This window comes from Pseudomonas sp. NBRC 111123 (assembly GCF_001320205.1).
Taxonomy (GTDB): Bacteria; Pseudomonadota; Gammaproteobacteria; order Pseudomonadales; family Pseudomonadaceae; genus Aquipseudomonas; species Aquipseudomonas putida_J.
The window spans coordinates 78,522-102,370 of sequence record NZ_BCAZ01000011.1; the positions used below are offsets into that span (position 1 = coordinate 78,522).

The following is a 23,849-nucleotide window of genomic DNA, read 5'->3' on the forward strand; positions in this document are numbered from 1 at the left end:
AGGCTCCGCTGGAGAATGTAGCGGGGCTGCTGTGCAGCCCAATCGCCGGCAAGCCAGCTCCCACAGGGATATCACAGGCCTGACGACGGCGCTGTCCCTGTGGGAGATCACCCAGCCTTTTGGGCTGCGCTGTCGCGCAGAGAACAAAGCCTCAGCAAGCGCCGCGCCCACAAGACCTCTGCTAAATCAGAGCGTTATGTGTTGCTCAATGAAAGCCGGCTTGTCGGCGATTGGCATCACGCTGACTCGTCAGCCGAACGCGCCCCTTCCTGCACCAGCACCATGCTCTGCGGCGAAGACAGGGCAATACCCTCATCGCGCAAGCGCCCCAGAATGGTGAACAGCAAGTCGCTGCGGGTGCCCGACACCTGCCGCGGCCCTGCCACATAACCGCTCACACCCATGACCATGCCCGCTGAGGTCAGGTCCTTGAACGTCACCGAGCAAGCCGGTGCGTCAAGAATCGCTTCATGCTCGTGATAGGCCGCCAGCAGCAATTCACGCACATGGTTGGCATCGGTCTCCAGGGGCAGGGTCAAGGTAATACCCACCACGCCCAGGGCATTGCCCATGGTCACGTTGCGCACGTTCTGCGAAATGAACTGCGAGTTCGGCACGATCACCGTGGAGCGGTCGGACATCTGGATCTCGGTGGCGCGCACGTTGATCCGGCGGATGTCACCCTCGACCCCTGCCAGGCTCACCCAGTCGCCCACCTTGACCGGGCGCTCGGTGAGCAGGATCAGGCCGGAGATGAAGTTCTGCACGATCTGCTGCAAGCCAAAACCGATACCGACCGACAGCGCACTGACCACCCAGGTCAGACTGGTCAGGTTGATGCGCAGGGTCGACATCACCAGCATGGCCAGGAACAGGAAGCCGAGGTAACCGACCAGGGTCACCAGCGAGGCCCGCATGCCCGCATCCATGTCGGTTTCCGGCAGCAGCCGCTCGCTCAGCCAGCGCTTGACCACGCGGATGCCGAACAGGCCGCCGAGGAACATCGCCAAGGCCAGCAGAATGTCCTGCGGCACGATATTGAGGTTACCCAGCACCTTGCCGCCAGTGCCGTCCCAGTCGCCCAGGCTCAGCAGCAGCTCGCCAGGGCTGGTGCCGGACGGCATCAGTGCCAGCAGCACCGCCAGGAACAGCAGCACCGTACGGCTGATGCCGACCAGGATCGTGCTGGCCTGGGCCTGGTGGCGAGGCGCCAGGCCCAGGGTCGAGGCCAGGGCCAGGCCGCCCGGCTGGCGTGGCGACAGCAGGGTCTCGCAGAGGTCGGCAAGGAACGTGGTGAGCAGGTAGGCGCACACGGCCACCACACTGATCCACAGCAGCTTGGCCGTGAGGAAGTAGGCCAAGGTCAGGTAACCGGCCAACAGGGCCAGCAAGATCAAGCCCACCCACACCACGGTCACGAACGGAATCAGCCCGGCCAACCCGGTCGGGCGCTCCAGTTCGTGCTTGCGCAGGGTGCGGCGATAACGCAGCAACGCCAGCGTGAAGATCACGGCCACCACCAGCGCTGTCAGGCCGTTGGTGGCCACGGTCAGTGCCAGGCTGGTGCCAATCACGCTGTTGATGCGCTCCATGGTCAGCATGACCATCAGCGCCAGGGCCAACAGCTTGGGGAACCAGCCCAGGGCAGTGGCCACTTCGTCGGGAATCGGCGGCAGGCGCCAGGACGGCCGCTGCAACATCAGCATGGCGCGGCCCAGGCCGGTGATGAAGGCGCTGAACACCACCAGGGTCAAGAAGTGATTGGTCAGGCTGGCGATGTCCGAGCCCAGTTCGGCGCTGCTTTCCAGGCCCCAGCGCAGCAACGACACCGAGCCTGCGATGGTGGCCAAGGTGGCCAGGCTCACGCTCAGCGCCAAGGCACTGCGGCGCAGGCGGCCCTCAGGCAGCCAGCGCACCATGGCGTTGGCCAGCAGACGCTCGATCATCCGCCGCACCCAGATCCAGACCAGGAATGCGGCCATCACGCTTGCGATGAAGAACCAGCGATGGTCGGCACTGAAGGCACTGCTCAGCGCATCGCTGGCTTCGCCGCGCAGGTCGCGCAAGCGCGCCACGTCGTCATCGGTAGGGCGAATGAGGCTCGACCAGAACGCCGGGCTCAACGGCGTGGCGGCGCGGCTGAGGATTTGCGAGTTGAACTGGCTGCGGCGCAGGTTGACGATCTGCGTGGACAGGTCGCGGGCCGACTGGGTCAGCTTGGTGGCTTGCTCCTGCTGGGTGACCAGTGCCTTTTTCTCGGCATCGAGCTGCTTGCGCTGCTGGGTGATGCTCGCGCCCTCGTTGGGTTGCACAGGGCCAAGCACCTTGAGCTTGTCGTCGAGTTTTTCCACGTCGGCAGTGCGCAAGGCACTCAGTGCATCGGCCTGGCGCTGGACCTGTACGGCGGCCATGCGCAGCTGCGACAGCAGGTCATCGTTGGCGTTGCTGGTCACGCCCTGACGGATCTGGTCCAGCCGGTCGTTCAATTGCTCATAATTGGCATTTTCGTCCAGCGCCGGCAGTTCGCCAGCGGTCAGGCTGGAAACGGGGGTCGCTGGAGCAGACCAGGCGGGCGTGGCCGCCACCCACATCAGGGCTAGAAAGCCCAGGCAAAATCGGGCAAGGCTGACTCGCCTCATCGAATGTTCCTCTTTAGACATCGATCTGGCGGGGGATTCTACGCGGCTTCAGGCAATCAGGAGAGTGCCGTTTCTCGCGCCAGCAGTTGCCGTTTGCGTTCCACACCCCAGCGGTAGCCGCTGATGTCGCCGTCACGGCGCACCACTCGGTGGCAAGGGATGGCCACGGCGATGGGGTTGGCCGCGCAGGCCATGGCCACGGCGCGCACAGCCCTCGGTGCGCCGATGCGCTCGGCGATGTCGGTATAGCTGACCCGGCTGCCCACTGGCACCTCGCGCAAAGCCTGCCACACCCGCTCCTGGAAGGCGGTGCCCTGGACATCCAGCGGCAGGGCCAGCCCCAGTGCCGGCGCCTCGACAAAGCCTACAACCTCGGCAACCAGCCGCTCGTAACCGGCATCGCCGCCGATCAGGTGCGCTTTGGGGAACTGATCCTGCAACTGTTCGAGCAACACCTCGGGATCATCGCCGAGCAAGATCGCGCAGATGCCCTTCTCGCTCTGGGCCACCAGAATCGCACCCAGGGAGCACTGGCCGATGGCGAAGTGAATGCTCGCGCCGGCGCCGCCTGCCCGGAACTCGCGGGGGCGCATGCCCAGGCGTTGGTCGGCGCTTTCGTAGAAGCGGCTGTTGGAGTTGTAGCCGGCATCAAAGATGGCATCGGTCACCGAGCTTTGCCCATCGCCCAGCCGCTCGCGCAGGCGCCGGGCGCGAAAAGCGCTGGCGTAACCCTTGGGTGTGAGGCCGGTTTCGGCCTTGAACAGACGGTGCAGGTGGAAGGGGCTGACAGACAGTTGCGCACCGAGCTGGCCGAGGCTGGGTGGGGTGTCGCTGCTTTCCAGCAAGCGACAGGCGCGGGCAACCAGGTCGGAGCGGCGGTTTTCGCCGGTTTTGGCCGTGCAGCGGCGGCAGGCGCGGTAGCCGGCAGCTTCGGCGCTGGCGGCGTCGTTGAAGAACTCGACGTTTTCGCGCTTGGCCATGCGCGATTTGCAGCCGGGAGTGCAGTACACACCGGTGGTGCGCACGGCGTAGACGAAATGGCCGGCAGCAGACGTGTCACGGGACTCGACGGCTTGCCAGCGTTTGGGGTCAGTTGTGAATGCTTTCATCGCGGTTAGCCTCGACTGTCTGTTTCGCCTGTTCCGGCCCTTTCGCGGGTAAAACCGCTCCCACAGGGATCGCACCATGCTCAAAGTTGGTTCTGCCCCTGTGGGAGCGGGTTCACCCGCGAAGAGGCCGGCAAAGCCAATGCAAAAATGTCAGGCCCGCCACAAGTACCAGGCAGCCACAGTCCTGTAGGGGCTCCAGCCACCACCCAGCGAGCGCATCTGCGCCGGCGTCGGTGCCTTGTCCAACCCTTTCAACCGACGATATCCCTCGCGTACGCCAAAATCGTCCACCGGCAGGATATCCGAGCGCTCCAGGCTGTAGATCAACAGCATCTCCACCGTCCAGCGCCCGACGCCGCGCAGCGCCACCAGCCGCTCTATCAAGGCATCATCGGCAAGCCTCAGCGCCTCTTCCCGGCACGGCACCACGCCCTCCAGGCTGGCCTGGGCGATGCCGTATAGGGTCGCCAGCTTGCTTGCCGAAAAGCCACACCCGCGCATTACCTCGGGGCTGACCGCCAGCAGTTGCTCAGGGGTTGGAAATGCCTGCTCGGGGAACAGCGCCAGCAACCGCCCAAGGATCGCTTCGGCCGCCCGAGCATGCAGCTGTTGATAGGCAATGGCCCGGACCAGCGCTTCATAGGGTTCACGCCCAGGCGTCGCCTGATGCAGGCACGGCCCGGTCGCCTCGATATGCCGCGCCCAGTCCGGGTCCAGCGCAGCCAGATGGCCAGTGGCTGCGCGCAAGGCGTCAGGCGAAAGGTCGGCGAGGATCATCCGTAGCTCCTGTAGATGCGAGGCAGGTCCAGCTTAGCCCAGCCGCTGATCGGGCAAACCCCGGATCTTGCGCGGCTAATTTCTGGTATGCCTTGCCTGCGCCCCTATGGCAGCAGGCTTGCCCGCGAAAGGGCCGGTACAGGAAAAACCAGATAACTCAGTCAGCAACCGCCGGCAACTTACCCACCCGCCGATACGACTGCCGGGCAAAGCACACGAACAGCCCCGCCGTCAGCGCCAGCGCCATCGGCAAACCATGCGGTACGACATCCATCGCCGCCCCGCTCACCAGCGGCCCGACCAGGCTGCCGACACCCCACAGCAGGCCCACGCTGGCATTCGCCGTGACCAGGTCCTGCCCTTTGAAGCGCTGACCGATCAGCACCAGCGCCAGGGTGTAGATACCGCCTGCCACTGCGCCCAGCAGCACCAGCATCGGCCACAGCAGCCAGGTCACCTGCAGCAGCCACGGCAGGGCGATGCCGATGGCCATCGCCACCAGCCCGCACACCAGGTGCAGCCCGGTGCGCTCGACGCGGTCGGCCAGCCAGCCCAGAGGGAGCTGGAACACCATGTCGCCAGCGAACACCACGGTCACCATCAGTGCTGCAACGGCCACGGCAAAACCATGGCTGCTGGCATATACCGGCAGCAGCGACAGCACCACGGCATCGAAGAACGAGAAGAACAGCACCGCCACACACAGCGCCGGCGCCACGCGGAAGAAGCCCGCCAGGCCGAAGCTTTTCTCGCCTTCATCACCATGCTCGACAGGGTCGTTGGGCACGGTCAGCAGGATGCACAACAGGGCCAGGCCATAACCGATGGTGACCACACCGACGATCCACGGGCTATCGGCGCCAATCAGCGCGATCAGTGCCGGGCCGAGCACCTGGAAGCCAGTAAAGCTGGTGGCGTACAGGGCCATGATCTTGCCGCGGTTGTGGTCCGGGCACAGTGCGTTGACCCAGGATTCGCCGAGGATGATCGCGATGCCCATGCCGATACCCAGGCCCAGGCGCAGCACGGCCAGCATCCACAGCGAATCGAACGCCGAATCGAGCAGGGCGATGCTCACGGTGCACAGGCTGAAGCACAGCAGGTAGATGGTGCGCCGGGTCAGGTGCCGGCAGCAGGCATCGACCATGAACGCCGAGAGCATCATGCCCGCAGCAGGAATAGCCGAGATGATGCCGATTTCAAGGGTGCCGGCACCGGCCTCGTGCAAGCGCAACGACACCAGCGGCAGGCTGGCCCCCAGGCTGAAGCCCACTACCGATACGGCGAACAGAAGGCCCGCCAGCAAACGCATGTTCATGTACCACTCCAGGCAAAACTGAAAAGACGCGCAGATACAGGCGCCCACACGCACACCGGGAAGGCGGGCGACGCAAGGGCGCGGGGTCAGTTCAGGGCTTGGTGTGGCGAGAAGGTGAAGGCGAACAGCACGCTGCGGCGACGCTTGAGCACCGTATCGCTCGGCCACGCACGACGCATGGCCTGAAGAGCAGGCTGGCGGGCGTGTGGGAGGGATTGGGTACGGCGCATTGCTGTGGCTACTACGCAGGTGAGTTGAAAAGAGAGGCGGCACTCTAGGCGAAGGCAGGCGGAGTCGTCAATTGCCCAGGGGCCTCTGCGAGGCCCTATCGCGACACAAGGCCGCTCCTACACAAGCACCCGCCCCCTTGCAGGAGCGGCCTTGCGTCGCGAAAGGGCTGCACAGCAGCCCCCGCGATATCAGCGCTTACCGGTATTTGGCAGAAACACCGCCAACAAGCCGAACAACGGCAGGAACGAGCACAACCCGTAGACGTACTCGATACCGCGCAAATCAGCCAGGTACCCCAGCAGCGCCGCACCAATCCCGCCAAAGCCAAACATCAGCCCGAAGAAGACCCCGGCAATCATGCCCACGCTGCCCGGCACCAGCTCCTGGGCATAGACCACGATTGCCGAAAACGCCGAGGCCAGGATGAAACCGATCACCACGCTGAGCACGGTAGTCCAGAACAGGTCGGCATACGGCAGCACCAGGGTGAACGGCGCCACGCCAAGGATCGAGAACCAGATCACCGCCTTGCGCCCGATACGGTCGCCGATCGGCCCGCCAAAGAAGGTACCCGCCGCCACAGCGCCGAGGAACAGGAACAGATGCAGCTGCGAGCTGGCCACCGACAGGTCGAACTTTTCGATCAGGTAGAAGGTGAAATAGCTGGTGAAGCTGGCCATGTAGAAGTACTTGGAGAACACCAGCAGCCCGAGCACGATCAGCGCCGCGATCACCCGCCCGCGCGAAATACCGTGGGTGGCCTGCACCGCCTTGCGCGCCTTGGCCTGGTTCAGGTGTTCCTTGTACCAGCGGCGCAGCATCAGGGTCACGGCAAAGAAGAACAGCGCCGCCAGGCCGAACCAGGCCACGTGGGTCTGGCCGAACGGGATGACGATAGCCGCCGCCAGCAGTGGGCCAAAGGCAGAACCGGTGTTGCCGCCAACCTGGAAGGTCGACTGCGCCAGGCCGAATCGGCCACCCGAGGCCAGCCGGGCGATACGCGAGGTCTCTGGATGGAAGGTCGACGAACCGATGCCGACCAGCGCAGACGCCAGCAGAATCATCGGGAAGCTGCCGACGAACGCCAGCATGACGATCCCCACCAGGGTGCACAGGGTGCCCAGCGGCAACAGGTTGGGCGTCGGTCTGCGGTCGGTGAAGAAACCGACCCAAGGCTGCAACAGCGAGGCAGTGATCTGGAAGGTCAGGGTGATCATGCCGATCTGGGCGAAACTCAGGTCGTAATTGGCCTTGAGCATCGGGTAGATCGCCGGCAGCACCGACTGGATAAGGTCGTTGATCAGGTGCGCCAGGGCGCAGAAGGCGATGATGCGCATTACCAGCGGATTGGCTTGGTTCGCCGAACCTGTGCTGGCGGTAGGGATGCTGCTGATGGCCATGGGCTTGAATTCCGTCCGCAGGTTTGGGATCCGATTATCAGGAAACAAATAGATACATAGCTACCTTTTTTATTTGGCGGACATCACGCACTTGTAAATGGTTCTCAATATATTTAGCATCTCTGGCCTGAATTCTCCGTAATCGTTGGGCGAAACCGCCCTCATGCGAGCACACCGACCCATGAGCCCGATGCCCGCCACGCCGATTCAAGCCGATCCTCAGCAGGAAGCGCTGGAGTGGTTTTCCCGCTTGCGCCAGCCCGGCTGCGATGAAGGCGAACGCCAGGCATTCGGCCGTTGGTGCCAGGATCCGCTCAATGCACACGCCTATGCCGAACTGGAAGCTTGCTGGCAGCAACTTCAGGTGCCCCCGCCCCGTCCTCGGCCGCGCTTGCTCAAGGTCCGCCGCAGCTACTTCAGTAAAGTGCTGGCCGCACTTTTCCTGCTTGTGCTTGGCGCTCTGGCTTGCCTGTATTGGCCGCTGATGCAGCGTCTGGCCAGCGAACTGCACACCGATATCGGCGAGCGCCGCAGTACACGCCTGGCCGACGGTTCGACCTTGCACCTGGGCAGCGCCAGCGCGATGAATGTCGACCTGCGCGGGCGCACACGCCAATTGCACCTGGTACAAGGCCAGGTGTACCTGGATGTAGTGCTCGACGGGCGCGCCATGGAGGTTCAGGTGGACGATGCCCGTATCCAGGTGTTCGGAACACGCCTGATGGTGGCGCGGCATGGCGATCATGACGAACTGCTGGTGCTCAATGGCAAGGCCATGGTCATCCAGGGTGGCGACCAGCGCATGGTGTCGGCGGGTGAGCGAGTGACCTTCACCGAGGCGCGAATCAACCCGGTGCAGAAAGCCGATATGAAAACTGCCGATGCCTGGCGCACGGGCCAACTGCATGCCAGCGAAATGCCCCTGGGCCAGGTCATCGAACGCTTAGCCAGCGCCCAAGGCCGAAGGGTCTGGCTAATGGATGAGCAGACCGCTTATCGACGCGTCAACGGCGACTTCAACCTCGACCACCCCGGCCAGACCCTGGACGCGCTGGCTGCCGAGCAGCATTTGCAGCTCTACGACGTGCTCGGGCAGTGGCTGATCGTTCGCTGAAACCGGGCTCGGCCGCTAAGTTTTTGAAAGCGTGCAAATTTTTTTGAAAAAGAGTGTTGACACAGGTCCATCACAAGGGAATAATGCGCGCCATCGGCTACATAGCTCAGTTGGTTAGAGCATAGCATTCATAATGCTGGGGTCCGGGGTTCAAGTCCCTGTGTAGCCACCAAACCTGAAAAGGGCTTACCGCAAGGTAAGCCCTTTTCTTTTGCCTGTAAAAAAATCCCTCCCTCTCAGCGCACCCCGGCAACCGCCACGGCCAGCCCCAGGCTGATCAGCGCAAGACCGATCACCCGGTCGACCAGGCGCTGCCTTGCGATCATCAACGCACGCAATCGCGCACTGGAAAAGAACACCGCCACCAGGCTGAACCAGGCCCAGTGGGCGAACGACATGAATGCGCCGTAGGCGAAATCCAGCGTCAGCGCTGTACCCGGTTGCACCACCTGGGTGTAGGCGCTGATCACGAAGAGCATGGTCTTGGGGTTGAGGGCGTTGGTCAGGAAACCGGTACGCAGTGCCGACGGCCAACCTGATTGCTGCCCTCCCCCCTCCAAGTCGATGCGGGACGTATTGGTCAGCGACTGGTAGCCCAGGTAGATCAGGTAACCAGCGCCCAGCACCTTCATGCCAAGGAAAAGACCCGGGCTCTGGCTGATGATCACCGCAACGCCGAACACCGTATACAGCACATGCACCTGCACACCCAGGGCGATACCCACTGCCGCAGCCAGGCCAGCCTTGCGACCTTGGGCGTAACTGCTGCGGGTGACCATGGCGAAGTCGGCGCCGGGGCTGACGACGGCAAGCAGGGTGAACAGGGCGACAGCGATGAGTTCGGTCATTGGAAAGGGCCTTCGATAATCGATGAAAATGCACGGATGCGCTGATTATCGACGGCGTGATGAGGCGTTAAAAACGATTTATAGTGCAGCACATCTGATAGCTTTCCTGACAGATAAGTACGGCCCGACTGGGCCGCTTCGCGGTCAAGCCCGCTCCCACAGGTCATGTCAGGCTGAAAGGGATGCCATGAAACTGCCGCCACTCACCGCCTTGCGCTACTTCGATATCGCTGCCGAAACCGAAAGCTTCGTGCGCGCCGCCGAGCGCCTGCATGTCACCCACGGCGCGGTCAGCCGCCAGGTACGCCTGCTCGAAGAAAGCCTGGGCATTGAACTGTTCGAACGGCGCAACCGGGCGATCTTCCTCACCCCCGCCGGCCGAGAACTGCATGGCACAACTCAGGCGATCTTCGAACAGCTCGAAGGCACCGTGCAGCGCCTGCAGCAGCAGGAACGCAACAATGTGCTGGTGCTGTCTTGCGAGCCGACCATCGCCATGCGCTGGCTGATTCCGCGCCTGCCGCGTTTTCACGCCACACACCCGGACCTGCAATTGCACCTGGTGGCTGCCGGAGGCCCGGTGGACTTCGCCCGCGGCGGGGTCGACCTGGCGCTACGGCGCGACGATTTCCACTGGCCGCCGACGCTGCACAGCATGAAGATCTGCGACGAGTGGATAGGCCCTGTCAGCCGCGCGCGCAGCGACAACCTCGACGGCCAACGCCTGTTGCACAGCAGCACTCGCCCCAGCGCATGGCCTACCTGGCTGCGCCTGAGCGGGCGGCAGGCAATACACAACGAACGCAGCGACTTCGAACACTTCTACCTGTCGCTACAAGCCGCCAGCGCCGGCCTGGGCCTGGCCATCGCCTCGGCATTGATGGTGCGCGACGAGCTCGACAGCGGCCCATTGCAGGCCCCATTCGGTTTCCTGCGCGATGGCTCTGCCTATCACCTGCTCAGCCCCCAACCACTAAACGATGGCGGCAAGCGCCAGCGCTTTGCCGAATGGGTGAAGCGTGAAAGCCACGCCTGCCTCACTCACCTGGGCTTGCTGCAGAATGACGAGGCTGCGCTGCCATCACCACCCCAGGTGCGATAACCAGCGGTATCGATGTGGATACGCCCGCTCGGATAACGCCCCAACCCCATGCTCCAAGCCTGGCCGTACTGCTGCCAGAAGCGGCACAGCGGATTGGGATCGGCCCAGGCCGGCAGCAGGATATCCACCGCGAAAGCGCGGGTATGGGCGCTGCCCACGGCGCCACCGGCACAACGATTGAGATCGGGATCCCGATAGGCGGAGACCACTTCGAACTGGCGCAGCATGTTCTGCTCATCGAGGGTCTTGATCAGCGAAAGGGTGGAGCGCACTGCCGGCCAGTTACTGGCAGGCGGCACCGCGAACGGCGAGGCATGGCACAGCTTCCAGTCCGAGGCCGAACGCAGCAGCTGATGGATGGGCACCACACCATAAAGACGAGCATCCACCAGCATCTCGCGAAACGGCCGGGTCTGATGGTCACCTGCCCACTGCGCGAACATCCACAGGTCACGCTCGTCGGCCAGCGCCACTGTGCTCCACAGCACACCTGCAGCCAGCAGCATCCCGCTTGCTCTTCTCATCCCCACGCTCCCTGCTCCAGTATGAGTGCGGCCGCCACCCCGGGCGGCCACTTACAAGGAGTTAAGCATGCACAAGACTGCCGCAACGAGCCTCGCCGCCCTCGCCTTCAGCGGCCTGGCCATGGCGGATGCACGCATCGACCTGGGCGATGCCCAGCGCGTCACCCGCCTGTTCGCCTTCCCCAACAACTGCCACGTGATCTGTTACCGCGACTGGACGCTGGAGCAGACCGTGGAGCACTACCTGACCCAGAGCGTACGCCGCGACGGCCATGCCAAGGCTCGGGTACACGTCGGCCGCGACAACGGCCGGTTGCATGCCACCATCAGCGACGTACCCGCTAACTATGCCGAGCCCCTGCGCAGGCTGCTCGACAGTGGCGAGCTGGCCTATGACGGTGCCACCCAGCTGAACAAGGACGGCAAATGGTCCTACGACTGGTACCTGTTCCTGCCGTTGGGCATGGCCCTGCAGAACCGCCGCAGCATCGAACTGCTGCACTTCCCGCCGGACTATTCGTTGACTCAAGCCCAGGACTACCTGCGCTCCAACACCACCGACCGCTGGGCCGAACTGCTGACCTTCAATGGCATCGACGCCAGCCAGACCCCGGCCTTCCAGACGATCATCGACATCGCCCCGATTGCCGCCCCGGCCAGCGCGGGTGATGCCCTGACAGGCACCTACGGCTATTTCAAGGACTACCAACTGCGCATGGTCCGCGAGATGACCCTGCAAAGCGCCACCAAACCCCTGCCGATGGTCGCCTTTGGCGCACCGGTGCGCAGCTGGATCCAGCAACAGTACGGGCCGCAGGTGAGCGTGTTGGGCCTGGTCAGCATCAGCCCGCAACCGGGGGCGCAGGTGCCGGTGCTCGGTTCCAACCATCCCAGCGCCATCTGGTACGCGGCGGATAAGGACAGCCATGGAGGCGATCAGGATGCAGCGGATGCGGCAGGCTTGAAGATGATGGGGCAGGACCTGACCGCAGCCTGCTGGCAGGCGGGGATGGGGCGTAACCCGGGGGCCGAGCCGAAGATGACCCTGGATGCCTGTTCGAGCAAATGGCAAGTGACGCAGAAGAAGCAGACCTGCGAGCTGTTCTTCCGCACGATACGCAAGTACACGCCGGAGCAGGCGGCGGCCAAGTGCAATACCGGGGAGATGACCCGAAGCCTGCGGGACCTGCGCAAGCCGGTCGAGGTTGTGCCGCGGGAGCTGTGATCGACTCGATGGCCTCATCGCGGGCTTGCCTGCGAAGAGGCCAGTACTGGTTACTCAGTCCTCAAGCAGCGTACAGGCCATCACCAAGGCATCTTCACGCCCGCCGGCGACCGGGTAGTAGTCACGGCGGCGGCCGATCTCGTTGAAGCCATAACGCTCATACAGGCGATAAGCCGACTGGTTGCTGGCCCGCACCTCGAGGAAGCACTCACGCCCGTTGAGCTGATAGGCCCGCGCCATGAGGTGCTCAAGCAAACGCAGACCAAGACCGCAGCCCTGATTCTCCGGCTTTACCGTGATGTTCAGCAGGTGCGCCTCATCGATGATCACATTGATCACCCCATGGCCCACCTGCTGCTGGCCATCGAACATCAACCACACTTCGTAGGATTTGAGCGCATCCTGAAAGATGCCCCGAGTCCAGGGATGACTGAACGCGGCATATTCGATCTTAAGCACGGCATCCAGATCCGCCTCGGTCATCGGGCGGAAACTGATCGAGTCACTCATTCAACGCTCTTCCAGCGCGCCATCAGCTGGCGCATCGCTTGCCAGACGTCCGCCTTGCGCTGCGGCTCGTCCATCAACAGTTCAAGGCCCGGCAAAACCCAGGCATCGCCCAGGCCGTCGACCTTCAGTACTTGGTAATAGGCTTCAGCGTCTGCGCTGGCGGCATAGCGCATGGCCGGCAGGCCGATCAGCCACAGCACGCTGCAGGGGGCCTGTTCAAGGCGCGCCTGGATAAAGCCCTGGACGAAATCACGCGCTGCATCCGGGCCCTGGTCCATGTTGCCACGCACCAGCAGCGGCCAGCGCACCGGCTCGCCGATGATCTGCGGCGCATCGGGCAAGCCGGCGGCACGCAGCATGTCCTTGAGCAGCAGATAGGAGGGATCCCGACTCTGGAAAGGCTGCCCCGTGGCCAGCTCAACCAGCAACAGGCAGTTGCCGGCGCGCAGCAGTTGCAACGAGAAACGCGGCGGCGGTACCGGTGCCGGACGTGGCGCCGGCGCCTCTTGCTCGGCTTCGACCGGCTTGGCAACTGCCTTAGGCGTGCTGCCAGGGCGAGGAATCTCGATTTTCGGGCGCTCGCCGGAACGGGCCTGGGGCGTGGCTGGCGCCTCGCTGGCCGCCGGCACGGATGGCCGGCTGTCGAAATCGGCTTCCTTCACCGGCACTGGCGGCAACAGCAGCTCGGGGCGCGAAGGTGCGGCGAACGGCAGTTCGGCGCGCGGCAGCCAATGCACCACTTGCATGGCGGAAAGGTAGGCGCGGCGGCGGGGTTCGGTCAGCAAGGCTCGGGGATCCGGGGTTTGAAACGTCGCACATTCTAACGTTGTTGGCCAGGCTGTGCTGCAACTGGTCGGCGGAAATTTGCTGACCGGGCCGATCTCTTCGCGGGTAAACCCGCTCCCACAAGTACTGCACAGTATTCGAAACCTGTAGAGAGCCTGTGGGAGCGGGTTTACCCGCGAAGAGGCCAGCAAATCTCGCACAAGGACCAAGGTTATCCCTCATTACAGACCAAGGGGTGAAATCCTCCCCCCCGGATGAAGTACAATCGCCCCCTTTTTACTTGGCAACGAGTAGACGCCAATGATCGAACCCAAGCGCGTCCTGCGCGCCCTAGCCGAACACTGGGCCCTGATCGAGCCGCTGTGCGAGCGTTTCGACCAGGGCACCCTGAGCCTGGTGGAACTGCGCCAGCAACTGGGCCGCCAGCAGGTGGAAAGCACGCCGCAGGACATCACCCAGCTGCTCGACGTGTGGATCCGCCTGGATATCCTGGTGCCGGTGGCCAAGAGCCCGAACCGTTTCGAGCTCAACGCCCAGATCCACGACTTCCTCGCCTACCTGCGCCGCGAGCACCGGCTGGGCCTGTGCCTGGAGATCGAGGCCTACCTGCGCCACCTGGAGCGCCTGGCCGGGCACATCCAGGATGCCTTCGACAACCGCGACAGCGACGACCTGGCGCGCCAGCTGCGCTTGCTCGACATGCGCGTGCGCGACGTGCTGAAAAAGCTCGACAACGACGAGCAGGCGCTGGTCGCCGTGGCCGAACGGGCCAAGACCAGCAACCGCCAGATCCCGCTGCGCCAGCGCTACGCTGAAGTGCTGGCGACCTGGGACGAGTACGTCGAGCCGATGATTCAGCTGGTGAACGCCGACGGCGCCTTCGAACAAGGCGTGCGCAAGGTCGAAACCGTGCTGCTGAAGCTGCTCGGCGAGCAGGCGCGCCTCGGCCACCTGGTCGATGATGACATGCTGCTGCGCACCCACGCGCGCATCCTGGAAATGCAGACCAGCGCCCAGCTGACCCTGCGCCACGCCCGCGAACTTTTGCTGCCGCTGCGTGAAGAAGCGCGCCGGCACAACGCCGTGACCCGCGGCGCCGCGCTGGCGCTGTCGGTGATCCGCCGCAAGGGCATCGACGCCGTGCCGCAAGCAGCCATGCCGCTGTTCACCCGCCCGCAAAGCACCTTCCTCGGCAGCGCCAGCCAGGTCGAGGCCTACGTCTATGCCCTGGCCCGCTTCGAGCCGAAGCCGGCCAAGTTCCCCAAGGCGCACAAGACCCAGAAAGGCCCGCTGCCGCGTGCCCCGCGCACGGTCAAAGAGATGCTCGAGCGCTGCGAAGACGCCCTGCCGCTGCCAGACCTGATGGTCTGGCTGCTGGACCAGGAGCCCGAAGGCGCCACCGACGAACTGCTGTACTGGTTCTCGCGCCTGTCGCGGGAAAAGCGCTTCAAGCGTGAACGCCTGGAGCGGCGCGAGTACACCACCCACGAACACCTGGTCAGCCTGCGCTCGTTCGCCCTGACGTCCAGCCGCGAAGCGCAACCTGAAACCAACGCGAGCCCAGCCAATGCATCTTGATCTTTCCGAACTGTCCCAGCTCGCGCCGATCTTCCGCGAGCTGTTCAAGGGCTTCCACGTCAGCCGCCGCGACCCGGAAATGTACGCCCAGCTGTCGAACTTCCAGGACCAGTACCGCACCCTGTTCAAGGCCCTGGGCTTCGAGCTGGTGTGCGACACCCGCGGGTTCTACTACTTCGTCCCCGAGCAGGCCGCCGCGCAGGTCAACAAAACCGCCCAGCGCCTCTCGCTGTTCACCTTCATCATCGTCGAGCATCTGGCCGACCAGGGCCGCGACCCGATGGCCGTGCTTGACGGCGGCAGCATCGGCCGCGACGAGCTGCCATCGCTGCTGGACAAGTACCGCGACCTGTTCCTGCAGGCCGAAGTGCAGACTGTCGACGAGCTGGAAGAAAAGATCATGCGCCGCATGACCCAGCTCGGCTTTGCCCATGAAGAAGGCGGCATCTACCGCTTCCTGCCACCGATGCACCGCTTCCTCGACGTGTGCCTGTCGGTGCAGCAGGACCGCGACCTGGCCGCCAGCCTGCACAGCGACCTGCCGCTGCCGACCCCGGTACTGGTGGAAGAAGAAAGCCCGGAACAACTCAACCGCACCGACGACCCGCTCGACCTCACCCCGTTCGACGGCGAGAAAAGCGAAGAGGACGCCCTGGCCCGGGCCATCCGCGAAGAGCAACAGGAGATTGACGCATGAGCCAGGAACGCTACGGCATCCGCCGCTTCGCACTGCTCAACACCGCCGGCTACAGCCTTGGCCTGTTCCCGCTGGAGCACCCGCTGTCGGTCTACGGTGCCAACAACCTGGGTAAATCGGCGTCGATCAACGCCCTGCAGTTCCCGATCCTGGCGCGCATGTCCGACATGAGCTTCGGCAAGTACAGCCTGGAGCAGTCGCGCCGCTTCTATTTCGCCAGCGACACCTCGTACATTCTCTGCGAACTGAACCTGCCCCACGGCCCGCACGTGATCGGCGTAGTCGGCCGCGGCCCGGGCGGCGGTTTCGGCCACCAGTTCTTCGCCTACAAGGGCGAGCTGGACCTGGCCCACTACCAGAAGAACGACACCTGCCTGCGCCAGAAAGAGCTGTTCACCAACCTTGAGCGCCTGGGCCTGAAGGCCTATGAGCTCAAGCCCGATGAACTGCGCCGGCTGCTGGTCGGCGGCCACACCTCGTGCCCGCTGGACCTGACCCTGATCCCGCTGCGCTCGACCAGCGAGCAGAGCCTGAAAACCTTCCGCGCGCTGTTCATCAACCTGCTGCACATGCGCGAAATCACCGCCGCCAAGCTCAAGCAACTGTTCCTCGACGCCTTCGAGCACAGCCTGCGCTCGGGTAGCGTCGACTACATCGCCGCCTGCGAAGAAGCTTTCCGCGACGTGCGCCGCATGGAGCAGGACTACAACGCCCTGGTCGCGGCCGGCCCGCTGGTCGAGGCGCTGGCCGGCGGTGTGGCCCAGCGCGACATCTTGCGCGGCAAGCTGCACCGCCTTTCGCCACTGCTCGACAACCTGCTGGGTACCTGGCAGGAATACGCCATGGCGCGCAAGGAAGAGCTGGTGATCCAGGCCGAGCACTTCCGTGGCGAGCAGGACCGCCTGCAGAACGACCAGCGTGGCGGCACTCAGGAGCTGATGCGCCTGGAGCGTGAAATCACCGGCATCCAGCGCTGGCTCGGCGAGCTGTCGGTGCTCAAGCACCGCTTCGCCCTGGTCGATGACGTCAAGGTTCTGGAGCAGCAACTGCTGGCCGCCAAGGACGCCCACGACGAACTGGCCGGCGCCCTGGCGCAGTCGCGCCAATTCAGCGCCGAAGACCTCGACGAGCGCGTGCGCGACCTGGAAAAACGCCTGAAGCAGGTCAAGCAGCAGCTCGACCATGCCGACAACAACAGCTACGCCCGCCTGCGCGAAGAGTTCTCGCAGCAAGACGTCGATCGCCTGATGCGCCTGTTCAACGGCGCGCTGTTCAGCCTGCCGCTGGGCGAGCGCGGTATCGAGCTGGACGACAGCGACCTGTGGGTAAAATCCCTGGAGGCCGTGCTCGACGGCTTCAAGGGCGAGCGCTTCGAAGCTCCCGGCCTGTCCATCGACCTCTCCAATATCGACCCACCGGCACTGCAGGCCCTGGCTGACCGCGCTGCACTGCGCGACCAGAAAGAGCGCCTTGAAAAAGAGCTCAAGCAGCTCAAGACCCAGCAGCAGGTCGCCGCCGACCGCACCGCCTCCAAGGCTCAGACCGAAGCGCTGTACCAGGAAGTTCTGGACGCCCAGAAGGCTCTGGAAGACTACCGCCGCAGCGAAACCCTGAGCGCCGAAGAGCCGGAGAAGATGGAGCAACTGGCGCAGCTGGAAGCCGCCCAGGATGAACTCAAGCGCTCCAGCGACGCCTTCACCGAACGCGTCCAGCAGCTGTCGGCCAAGCTGCAGCTGGTCGGCCGCCAGATCGGCGACCTGGAATCCAAGCAACGCACCCTGGAAGACGCCCTGCGCCGCCGTCAGCTGCTGCCGGCTGACCTGCCATACGGCACGCCGTTCATGGAAGCGGTCGACGATTCCATGGACAACCTGCTGCCGATGCTCAACGACTACCAGGACAGCTGGCAGGCCCTGCAACGCGTCGACAACCAGATCGAGGCGCTGTACGCCCAGGTGCGCCTCAAGGGCGTGGCCAAGTTCGACAGCGAAGACGACATGGAGCGCCGCCTGCAACTGCTGGTGAATGCTTACGCGCACCGCACCGACGAGGCCCTGACCCTGGCCAAGGCGCGCCGCGCCGCGGTCACCGACATTGCCCGGACCTTGCGCAACATCCGCAGCGACTACGACAGCCTCGAGCACCAGTTGGCCCTGTTCAACCGCGAGATCAACAAGCGCCAGGTGTCCAACCTGGAAAGCTTCCGCGTGGTACTCGCACCGAACAAGGAAGCGCTCAAGCACATCGACCAGATCATCCACAGCGCTGGCCAGTACGAGGAAGGCGAAACCCTGTCGGTGTTCGACCTGACCCAGAGCGCCGAGCAGGACAACAAGAACGAAGAGGCCAAGGAGTACCTGGCGCGGCTGGTGGCGGCCAACCACAACCAGCTGGGCCTGAAGGACCTGTTCGAACTGGCGTTCGAGATCACCAAGGTCAATGGCCAGCCGATCATCCACGCCGACATCGACGGCGCGGCGTCCAACGGCACCACCATGACCATCAAGGCGCTGACCAACATGTACCTGTTGCTGCACTTGATGGACCGTGACCTGGCCGGGCGCATTCGCCTGCCGTACTACCTCGACGAGGCAGCGGACATCGATGAACGCAACCAGGCAGCACTGTTGGAGACCAGCCTGCAGCTGGGCTTCGTGCCGATTCTGGCGAGTGTGAAGCCGCAGGTATCGGCGCGCGTGGCGATCGACCTGGAAGGGGGCAGCGGGCCGAACGGCATCTACATCGACGAGGCGGACTGGAAGTACATCAGCCGGCTGGATGAGGTGAAAGCGGTTGTGCGGGAGGATCAGGCCGAGGAGCTGGCCTGAGGAACCTGGGGCCGCTCTGCGACCCTCTCCGACCGGCCCGGCGCCCCGGCAAAGCCGCCGCTACAGGGGTATGCGTTTCCCTGTAGGAGCGGCCTTGTGTCGCGATGGAGGCCGAAGGCCTCCCGGCAATCTACCAGGCTATCAGTGAGCCCACGGCAAAATCGGAATAGCCGTCACCGCATTCTGCGGGCTGCCCTCGATCATGCGGTCGCTGTACACCAGGTACACCAGGGTATTGCGTTTCTTGTCCAGGAAACGCACTACCTGCATGGTCTTGAACACCAGCGAGGTGCGCTCCTTGAACACCTCCTCGCCGTCCTTCAAATCACCCTTGAAGCTGATCGGCCCGACCTGACGGCAGGCAATCGAAGCCTCCGCGCGATCTTCCGCCAACCCCAAACCACCCTTCACGCCGCCGGTCTTGGCCCGCGACAGGTAGCAGGTCACACCCTCGACCTTGGGGTCGTCAAAGGCCTCGACCACAATGCGGTCGTTCGGCCCAAGGAACTTGAACACAGTGGAAACCTGGCCGATCTCCTCGGCCCCAGCCAGCATCGGCAGGGCAAATACTGCCAGGGCGAGCGCCCGCTTGAGCAGGCTCATACCAGCACCAGATTGTCGCGATGCACCAGCTCCGGCTCGGCGATGTAGCCCAGCACAGCCTCGATCTGATCGGACGGCTGGCCGATGATCTTCTGCGCTTCCAGCGCGCTGTAGTTGGCCAGGCCACGGGCTACCTCGACGCCATCCGGGCCGACGCAAACCACCATCTCGCCACGGCGGAAGCTGCCCTGCACGGTCTTCACGCCGACCGGCAGCAGGCTTTTGTGCGCTTCGCGCAGCGCCTGCACGGCACCGGCGTCGAGCACCAGGGTGCCGCGGGTTTGCAGGTGGCCTGCCAGCCACTGCTTGCGTGCCGCCAGCATGCCGCGCTCGGGCGACAGCAGCGTGCCCAGGCGCTCGCCGGCCTTCAGGCGATCCAGCACGCGCTCGATGCGACCACCGATGATGATCGTGTGAGCACCGGAACGAGCTGCCAGGCGCGCGGCGCGCAGCTTGGTCTGCATGCCGCCACGGCCCAGTGCACCACCGGTACCACCGGCCACGGCATCGAGTGACGGGTCGTCGGCGCGGGCTTCGTAGATCAGCTGGGCTTCTGGGTTGTTGCGCGGGTCGGCATCGAACATGCCGTCGCGGTCGGTGAGGATCACCAACAGGTCGGCTTCCACCAGGTTGGCCACCAGCGCGGCCAAGGTATCGTTATCGCCGAAACGAATCTCGTCGGTGACCACGGTGTCGTTTTCGTTGATCACCGGCACCACACCCAGGTCGACCAAGGTACGCAGGGTGCTGCGGGCGTTCAGGTAACGCTTGCGGTCGGACAGGTCATCGTGGGTCAGGAGGATCTGCGCGGTGTGCTTGCCATGCTCGCCGAAGCTCGATTCCCAGGCCTGCACCAGGCGCATCTGGCCAATCGAGGCCGCCGCCTGCAGCTCGTTCATCGCACTCGGTCGCGAAGTCCAGCCCAGCTGGCTCATGCCGGCAGCCACGGCCCCGGAGGAGACCAGTACCAACTCCACGCCTGCTTCACGCAGCGCGACCATCTGCTCGACCCATACGGCCATGGCGCTGCGGTCGAGGCCCTTGCCATCGGCGGTCAGCAGGGCACTGCCAATCTTCACGACCCAGCGCTTGGCGCCCGTCACCTTGCTTCGCATCTTCTTCCAACCTATGTCGAATCTGTAGATACCGTGGATACAAAAACGCCGCTCCTGAGAGCGGCGTTTAGTGTACTGCAACCGATCAGTCGCGCACGTAAATGATTTCCGGGCCGTCTTCGTCGTCCTCGAAATCATCGTCCCAGGCATCGTCGTCGTCGCCAATGTCGTGCACGCTCTTGACACCCGTGCGACGCAGGGTACGGGCGTCGTCCAGGGCCTGCAGCTGGGCACGGGCTTCGTCTTCGATGCGCTGGTCGAGGTCGGCCAGCTCTTCGGCGTAGGCCGGGTCATTGGCCAGGCGGTCGGCGCGGTCTTCGAGGTAGCGCATCAGGTCGTGGCTGAGCTTGTCGGTGCCCTGCTTGGAGATAGCCGAGATCACGTAGACCGGGCCTTCCCACTCCAGGCGATCGATCACTTCCTGAACACGCTCATCACGCTCGTCGTCCATGACCATGTCCGCCTTGTTCAGCACCAGCCAACGCTCACGCTCGGCCAGCGACGGGCTGAAGCGGGTCAGCTCGTTGACGATCACTTCAGCGGCATCGGCCGGGCTGCTTTCGTCCAGCGGGGCGATGTCCACCAGGTGCAGCAGCACGCGGGTACGCGCCAGGTGCTTGAGGAAGCGGATGCCCAGGCCGGCACCGTCGGAAGCGCCTTCGATCAGGCCAGGGATGTCGGCGATGACGAAGCTCTTCCAGCGGTCGACGCTGACTACGCCCAGGTTTGGCACCAGGGTAGTGAACGGGTAGTCGGCCACTTTCGGCTTGGCCGCCGAAACCGAACGGATGAAGGTGCTCTTGCCGGCGTTCGGCAGGCCCAGCAGGCCAACGTCGGCCAATACCTTCATTTCCATCTTCAGGTCGCGCTGGTCACCCGGCTTGCCTGGAGTGGTCTGGCGCGGCGCACGGTTGGTGCTGGACTTGAAACGGGTGTTGCCCAGGCCGTGCCAGCCACCTTGGGCGACCATCAGCTTCTGCCCGTGGGTGATCAGGTCACCGATCACTTCCTGGGTCGAGGCGTCGATCACCGTGGTGCCGACCGGTACGCGCAGGAACAGGTCATCGCCCTTCTTGCCGGTGCAGTCGGTGCTGCCGCCATTGGAGCCGCGCTGGGCTTCGTGGTGACGGGTGTAGCGATAGTCGACCAGGGTGTTGAGGTTTTCGTCGGCCACCATGTACACCGAGCCACCGTCACCACCGTCGCCGCCGTTGGGGCCGCCGTTCTCGATGAACTTCTCGCGGCGGAAGCTCATGCAACCGTTACCGCCGTCACCGGCTTTGACCCGAATGGATACTTCGTCAACAAACTTCATTGGAAACCGCCTCTCGCCTGCGGGCGAGTTGAATACTGAAAAACCTGAGGCTCTTGCAAAAATGAGCGCGGCGGCCCCGTACGACCGAAGAAACCCACGCCGGCAGCCCATACAAACAGCTTTGCAAGAGGCTCACCACAAACGAAAAAGCCCCGTCGCATGACGGGGCTTCTGGAGCGACGTCGCGATTAAGCGGCGACGATGCTCACGTAACGGCGCATGAACTCGCCTTTCTTCTCGAACTTGATCACGCCTTCGATCTTGGCGAACAAGGTGTGATCCTTGCCCATGCCAACGCCGTAGCCAGCGTGGAATTCGGTGCCGCGCTGACGGACGATGATGTTGCCTGGTTTGATAACCTGGCCGCCATACATCTTCACGCCAAGGCGTTTCGATTCTGAGTCGCGACCGTTACGAGTACTACCACCAGCCTTCTTGTGAGCCATGGTTCAATCTCCAAATAAATTCAGGGGAACCGGGCGATTAAGCCTGGATACCGGTGATTTTGATCTCGGTGAACCACTGGCGGTGGCCCATACGCTTCATGTGGTGCTTACGACGACGGAACTTGATGATGCGAACCTTGTCGTGACGGCCTTGCGAAACGACTTCGGCAACCACTTTAGCGCCGGCGACGACTGGTGCGCCGATGGTGACTTCTTCACCGTTGGCAACCAGCAGAACGCGATCGAAGGTCACGGATTCGCCAGTGGCGACTTCCAGTTTTTCGATCTTGAGGAATTCACCTTCAGCGACTTTGTACTGCTTGCCGCCGGTAACGATTACTGCGTAAGACATGGTATTTCTCCGATAATCCTGCTCACCCAGCGCTTTATATGATGAGTATTGGCTGGCATGGCTGCATGGGGCTGGAACGGCCCTGTGCAATTGCGTAAGGCAGGTGCTGCCCAGGAAGTTAGGGTGCGCGATTGTACGCAACCCAGGTTTTGCTTGCAAGTCCCGGCCCCGGGCGGCCGGCACCGCGCCTTGACACACCGGAACCCGCGACCTAGCATGCCGCGCAACCTCACTGGAGCAGCCGATGCAACCCCAAACCTTCTACCGCGCGGTAGCTGAAGATTTCAGCGCCGTCGACGAGATCATCAAGAAGCAGCTGACCTCGCGCGTGCCGCTGGTATCGAAGATCGGCGACTATATCACCTCTGCCGGGGGCAAGCGCCTGCGTCCGCTGCTGGTCCTGCTGTGCGGCAAGGCCCTGGGCCGCGAGGGCGCCGACCTGCGCCTGCTGGCCGCGACCATCGAATTCCTGCACACCGCCACCCTGCTGCACGACGATGTGGTCGACATGTCTGGCATGCGCCGTGGCCGTTCCACCGCCAATGCGCTGTGGGGCAACGCGCCAAGCGTGCTGGTGGGCGACTTCCTCTATTCGCGCTCGTTCGAGATGATGGTCGAACTGGGCTCGATGCCGGTCATGCAGATCCTCTCCAAGGCCACCCGGGTAATCGCCGAGGGCGAAGTGCTGCAGCTGTCGCGGGTACGCGATGCCAGCACCACCGAAGAGGTCTACATGGACGTCATCCGCGGCAAGACGGCGATGCTGTTCGAGGCCTCGACCCACAGCGCCGCAGCGCTGGCCGAAGCCAGCGAAGAGCAGCGCGAAGCCCTGCGCACCTTTGGCGACCACCTGGGCGTGGCCTTCCAGCTGGTCGACGACCTGCTCGACTACGAAGGCGATGCTGAAGCCCTGGGCAAGAATGTCGGCGATGACCTGGCCGAAGGCAAGCCTACCCTGCCACTGATCTACACCATGCGCGAAGGCACGCCTGAACAGGCTGCACTGGTGCGCAAGGCGATTCAGAAAGGTGGCCTGGAGGACCTGGAGCAGATTCGCGAAGCCGTCGAGGCTTCGGGCGCCCTGAAGTACACCGCCGAGCTGGCGCGTGACTACGTCAAGCGTGCCATCGCTTGCCTGGAAGTGCTGCCAGCCAGCGAATACCGGGATGCGCTGGTCGAGCTGAGCGAGTTTGCCGTCGCGCGTACTCACTGACAGACCGAATCGCCTTATTCGCGGGCAAGCCCGCTCCCACAGGCACTGCACAAGCCTCGATGGCCGCGCAGATTCTGTGGGAGCGGGCTTGCCCGCGAAGCTTTTGTCCGGACAAAAAC

Annotated in this window: 22 protein-coding genes and 1 tRNA gene; 8 read left to right on the forward strand and 15 right to left on the reverse strand. The window is 63.8% G+C overall.

The annotated features are described in order from the left end of the window. Positions 1 to 236: 236 nt before the first annotated feature. From APH27_RS08510 to APH27_RS08530, 6 genes are all read right to left on the reverse strand, one after another. Positions 237 to 2,639: a DUF3772 domain-containing protein gene (locus APH27_RS08510; protein ID WP_027918285.1), complete on the reverse strand. Its 2,403-nt coding sequence runs from the start codon at positions 2,637 to 2,639 to the stop codon at positions 237 to 239. A gap of 56 nt (positions 2,640 to 2,695) precedes the next feature. Beyond that, complete coding sequence (ada, locus tag APH27_RS08515) at positions 2,696 to 3,748, reverse strand: bifunctional DNA-binding transcriptional regulator/O6-methylguanine-DNA methyltransferase Ada (RefSeq protein ID WP_060484549.1); 1,053 nt, start codon at positions 3,746 to 3,748, stop codon at positions 2,696 to 2,698. 150 nt (positions 3,749 to 3,898) lie between these two features. Then, positions 3,899 to 4,525: a DNA-3-methyladenine glycosylase gene (locus APH27_RS08520; protein WP_060484550.1), complete on the reverse strand. Its 627-nt coding sequence runs from the start codon at positions 4,523 to 4,525 to the stop codon at positions 3,899 to 3,901. Between the two features lie 157 nt (positions 4,526 to 4,682). Further along, entirely contained in the window at positions 4,683 to 5,843 is a 1,161-nt protein-coding gene (locus tag APH27_RS08525; RefSeq protein ID WP_060484551.1) for an MFS transporter, read from the reverse strand. A gap of 86 nt (positions 5,844 to 5,929) precedes the next feature. Then, positions 5,930 to 6,073, reverse strand: coding sequence for a hypothetical protein (locus APH27_RS26585; protein ID WP_165837390.1), 144 nt, complete (start codon positions 6,071 to 6,073; stop codon positions 5,930 to 5,932). Positions 6,074 to 6,262: 189 nt separating this feature from the next. Continuing rightward, positions 6,263 to 7,474, reverse strand: coding sequence for an MFS transporter (locus APH27_RS08530; RefSeq protein WP_060484552.1), 1,212 nt, complete (start codon positions 7,472 to 7,474; stop codon positions 6,263 to 6,265). Positions 7,475 to 7,655: 181 nt separating this feature from the next. On the opposite strand from APH27_RS08530, the gene APH27_RS08535 reads away from it, so the two are divergent. Then, positions 7,656 to 8,588, forward strand: a complete 933-nt coding sequence (locus APH27_RS08535; RefSeq protein WP_256250568.1) for a FecR domain-containing protein — start codon at positions 7,656 to 7,658, stop codon at positions 8,586 to 8,588. Between the two features lie 95 nt (positions 8,589 to 8,683). After that, positions 8,684 to 8,760, forward strand: a tRNA-Met gene (locus tag APH27_RS08540). Between the two features lie 64 nt (positions 8,761 to 8,824). Here the strand turns inward: APH27_RS08540 and APH27_RS08545 are convergent. Continuing rightward, entirely contained in the window at positions 8,825 to 9,436 is a 612-nt protein-coding gene (locus APH27_RS08545; RefSeq protein WP_060484554.1) for a LysE family translocator, read from the reverse strand. Between the two features lie 187 nt (positions 9,437 to 9,623). On the opposite strand from APH27_RS08545, the gene APH27_RS08550 reads away from it, so the two are divergent. Further along, positions 9,624 to 10,538: a LysR substrate-binding domain-containing protein gene (locus tag APH27_RS08550; protein WP_060484555.1), complete on the forward strand. Its 915-nt coding sequence runs from the start codon at positions 9,624 to 9,626 to the stop codon at positions 10,536 to 10,538. On the opposite strand, the gene APH27_RS08555 is transcribed toward APH27_RS08550, so the two are convergent. Continuing rightward, on the reverse strand, positions 10,478 to 11,062 hold the full coding sequence (locus APH27_RS08555; RefSeq protein ID WP_027918277.1) for a D-Ala-D-Ala carboxypeptidase family metallohydrolase: 585 nt from the start codon (positions 11,060 to 11,062) through the stop codon (positions 10,478 to 10,480). The two genes, APH27_RS08550 and APH27_RS08555, sit on opposite strands and share 61 nt — an antisense overlap. Before the next feature lie 67 nt (positions 11,063 to 11,129). Here APH27_RS08555 and APH27_RS08560 point away from each other — a divergent pair, with 67 nt between their 5' ends. Beyond that, the gene (locus APH27_RS08560) at positions 11,130 to 12,287 is read left to right on the forward strand and encodes a hypothetical protein (RefSeq protein ID WP_027918276.1); all 1,158 of its coding nucleotides are present in this window, start codon (positions 11,130 to 11,132) and stop codon (positions 12,285 to 12,287) included. Between the two features lie 54 nt (positions 12,288 to 12,341). On the opposite strand, the gene rimI is transcribed toward APH27_RS08560, so the two are convergent. After that, entirely contained in the window at positions 12,342 to 12,797 is a 456-nt protein-coding gene (gene rimI / locus APH27_RS08565; protein WP_025337640.1) for a ribosomal protein S18-alanine N-acetyltransferase, read from the reverse strand. After that, complete coding sequence (locus APH27_RS08570; protein WP_027918275.1) at positions 12,794 to 13,582, reverse strand: hypothetical protein; 789 nt, start codon at positions 13,580 to 13,582, stop codon at positions 12,794 to 12,796. Before APH27_RS08570 ends, rimI begins: the two co-directional genes overlap by 4 nt. A gap of 301 nt (positions 13,583 to 13,883) precedes the next feature. Here APH27_RS08570 and mksB point away from each other — a divergent pair, with 301 nt between their 5' ends. The 3 genes from mksB to mksF are packed head-to-tail and all read left to right on the forward strand — an operon-like array spanning position 13,884 to position 18,686. Continuing rightward, on the forward strand, positions 13,884 to 15,161 hold the full coding sequence (gene mksB, locus APH27_RS08575) for an Mks condensin complex protein MksB (RefSeq protein WP_027918274.1): 1,278 nt from the start codon (positions 13,884 to 13,886) through the stop codon (positions 15,159 to 15,161). Then, positions 15,151 to 15,858 (forward strand): Mks condensin complex protein MksE, encoded by a 708-nt coding sequence (gene mksE / locus APH27_RS08580; protein WP_060484556.1) that lies wholly within the window; start codon positions 15,151 to 15,153, stop codon positions 15,856 to 15,858. The genes mksB and mksE overlap by 11 nt, the downstream gene beginning before the upstream one ends. Then, positions 15,855 to 18,686, forward strand: coding sequence for an Mks condensin complex protein MksF (gene mksF / locus APH27_RS08585; protein WP_027918272.1), 2,832 nt, complete (start codon positions 15,855 to 15,857; stop codon positions 18,684 to 18,686). The genes mksE and mksF overlap by 4 nt, the downstream gene beginning before the upstream one ends. A 141-nt stretch (positions 18,687 to 18,827) precedes the next feature. Here the strand turns inward: mksF and APH27_RS08590 are convergent, their stop codons facing one another. The 5 genes from APH27_RS08590 to rplU form a co-directional block, all read right to left on the reverse strand. After that, positions 18,828 to 19,289 carry a CreA family protein gene (locus tag APH27_RS08590; RefSeq protein ID WP_027918271.1) on the reverse strand — a complete coding sequence of 154 codons (462 nt, stop codon included), beginning with the start codon at positions 19,287 to 19,289 and terminating at the stop codon, positions 18,828 to 18,830. Beyond that, entirely contained in the window at positions 19,286 to 20,404 is a 1,119-nt protein-coding gene (gene proB, locus APH27_RS08595) for a glutamate 5-kinase (RefSeq protein WP_027918270.1), read from the reverse strand. The genes APH27_RS08590 and proB overlap by 4 nt, the downstream gene beginning before the upstream one ends. Before the next feature lie 85 nt (positions 20,405 to 20,489). Next, on the reverse strand, positions 20,490 to 21,719 hold the full coding sequence (gene cgtA, locus APH27_RS08600) for an Obg family GTPase CgtA (RefSeq protein WP_060484557.1): 1,230 nt from the start codon (positions 21,717 to 21,719) through the stop codon (positions 20,490 to 20,492). A 188-nt stretch (positions 21,720 to 21,907) separates the two neighbouring features. Then, entirely contained in the window at positions 21,908 to 22,165 is a 258-nt protein-coding gene (rpmA, locus tag APH27_RS08605) for a 50S ribosomal protein L27 (protein WP_003247464.1), read from the reverse strand. 37 nt (positions 22,166 to 22,202) lie between these two features. Continuing rightward, entirely contained in the window at positions 22,203 to 22,517 is a 315-nt protein-coding gene (gene rplU, locus APH27_RS08610) for a 50S ribosomal protein L21 (protein WP_003247466.1), read from the reverse strand. A 244-nt stretch (positions 22,518 to 22,761) separates the two neighbouring features. Between rplU and APH27_RS08615 the strand changes: the two genes are divergently transcribed. Beyond that, a complete protein-coding gene (locus APH27_RS08615) occupies positions 22,762 to 23,730 on the forward strand; it encodes a polyprenyl synthetase family protein (protein WP_027918268.1) in 969 nt (322 codons plus the stop codon). Positions 23,731 to 23,849: the final 119 nt, after the last annotated feature.

What these genes read in the sequence shown, in the direction of transcription:
- APH27_RS08510 (WP_027918285.1), bottom strand. Translation starts at nt 2,639, where the DNA reads ATGAGGCGAGTCAGCCTTGCCCGATTTTGCCTGGGCTTTCTAGCCCTG.
- ada (WP_060484549.1), bottom strand. Translation starts at nt 3,748, where the DNA reads ATGAAAGCATTCACAACTGACCCCAAACGCTGGCAAGCCGTCGAGTCC.
- APH27_RS08520 (WP_060484550.1), bottom strand. Translation starts at nt 4,525, where the DNA reads ATGATCCTCGCCGACCTTTCGCCTGACGCCTTGCGCGCAGCCACTGGC.
- APH27_RS08525 (WP_060484551.1), bottom strand. Translation starts at nt 5,843, where the DNA reads ATGAACATGCGTTTGCTGGCGGGCCTTCTGTTCGCCGTATCGGTAGTG.
- APH27_RS26585 (WP_165837390.1), bottom strand. Translation starts at nt 6,073, where the DNA reads ATGCGCCGTACCCAATCCCTCCCACACGCCCGCCAGCCTGCTCTTCAG.
- APH27_RS08530 (WP_060484552.1), bottom strand. Translation starts at nt 7,474, where the DNA reads ATGGCCATCAGCAGCATCCCTACCGCCAGCACAGGTTCGGCGAACCAA.
- APH27_RS08535 (WP_256250568.1), top strand. Translation starts at nt 7,656, where the DNA reads ATGAGCCCGATGCCCGCCACGCCGATTCAAGCCGATCCTCAGCAGGAA.
- APH27_RS08545 (WP_060484554.1), bottom strand. Translation starts at nt 9,436, where the DNA reads ATGACCGAACTCATCGCTGTCGCCCTGTTCACCCTGCTTGCCGTCGTC.
- APH27_RS08550 (WP_060484555.1), top strand. Translation starts at nt 9,624, where the DNA reads ATGAAACTGCCGCCACTCACCGCCTTGCGCTACTTCGATATCGCTGCC.
- APH27_RS08555 (WP_027918277.1), bottom strand. Translation starts at nt 11,062, where the DNA reads ATGAGAAGAGCAAGCGGGATGCTGCTGGCTGCAGGTGTGCTGTGGAGC.
- APH27_RS08560 (WP_027918276.1), top strand. Translation starts at nt 11,130, where the DNA reads ATGCACAAGACTGCCGCAACGAGCCTCGCCGCCCTCGCCTTCAGCGGC.
- rimI (WP_025337640.1), bottom strand. Translation starts at nt 12,797, where the DNA reads ATGAGTGACTCGATCAGTTTCCGCCCGATGACCGAGGCGGATCTGGAT.
- mksB (WP_027918274.1), top strand. Translation starts at nt 13,884, where the DNA reads ATGATCGAACCCAAGCGCGTCCTGCGCGCCCTAGCCGAACACTGGGCC.
- mksE (WP_060484556.1), top strand. Translation starts at nt 15,151, where the DNA reads ATGCATCTTGATCTTTCCGAACTGTCCCAGCTCGCGCCGATCTTCCGC.
- mksF (WP_027918272.1), top strand. Translation starts at nt 15,855, where the DNA reads ATGAGCCAGGAACGCTACGGCATCCGCCGCTTCGCACTGCTCAACACC.
- APH27_RS08590 (WP_027918271.1), bottom strand. Translation starts at nt 19,289, where the DNA reads ATGAGCCTGCTCAAGCGGGCGCTCGCCCTGGCAGTATTTGCCCTGCCG.
- proB (WP_027918270.1), bottom strand. Translation starts at nt 20,404, where the DNA reads ATGCGAAGCAAGGTGACGGGCGCCAAGCGCTGGGTCGTGAAGATTGGC.
- cgtA (WP_060484557.1), bottom strand. Translation starts at nt 21,719, where the DNA reads ATGAAGTTTGTTGACGAAGTATCCATTCGGGTCAAAGCCGGTGACGGC.
- rpmA (WP_003247464.1), bottom strand. Translation starts at nt 22,165, where the DNA reads ATGGCTCACAAGAAGGCTGGTGGTAGTACTCGTAACGGTCGCGACTCA.
- rplU (WP_003247466.1), bottom strand. Translation starts at nt 22,517, where the DNA reads ATGTCTTACGCAGTAATCGTTACCGGCGGCAAGCAGTACAAAGTCGCT.
- APH27_RS08615 (WP_027918268.1), top strand. Translation starts at nt 22,762, where the DNA reads ATGCAACCCCAAACCTTCTACCGCGCGGTAGCTGAAGATTTCAGCGCC.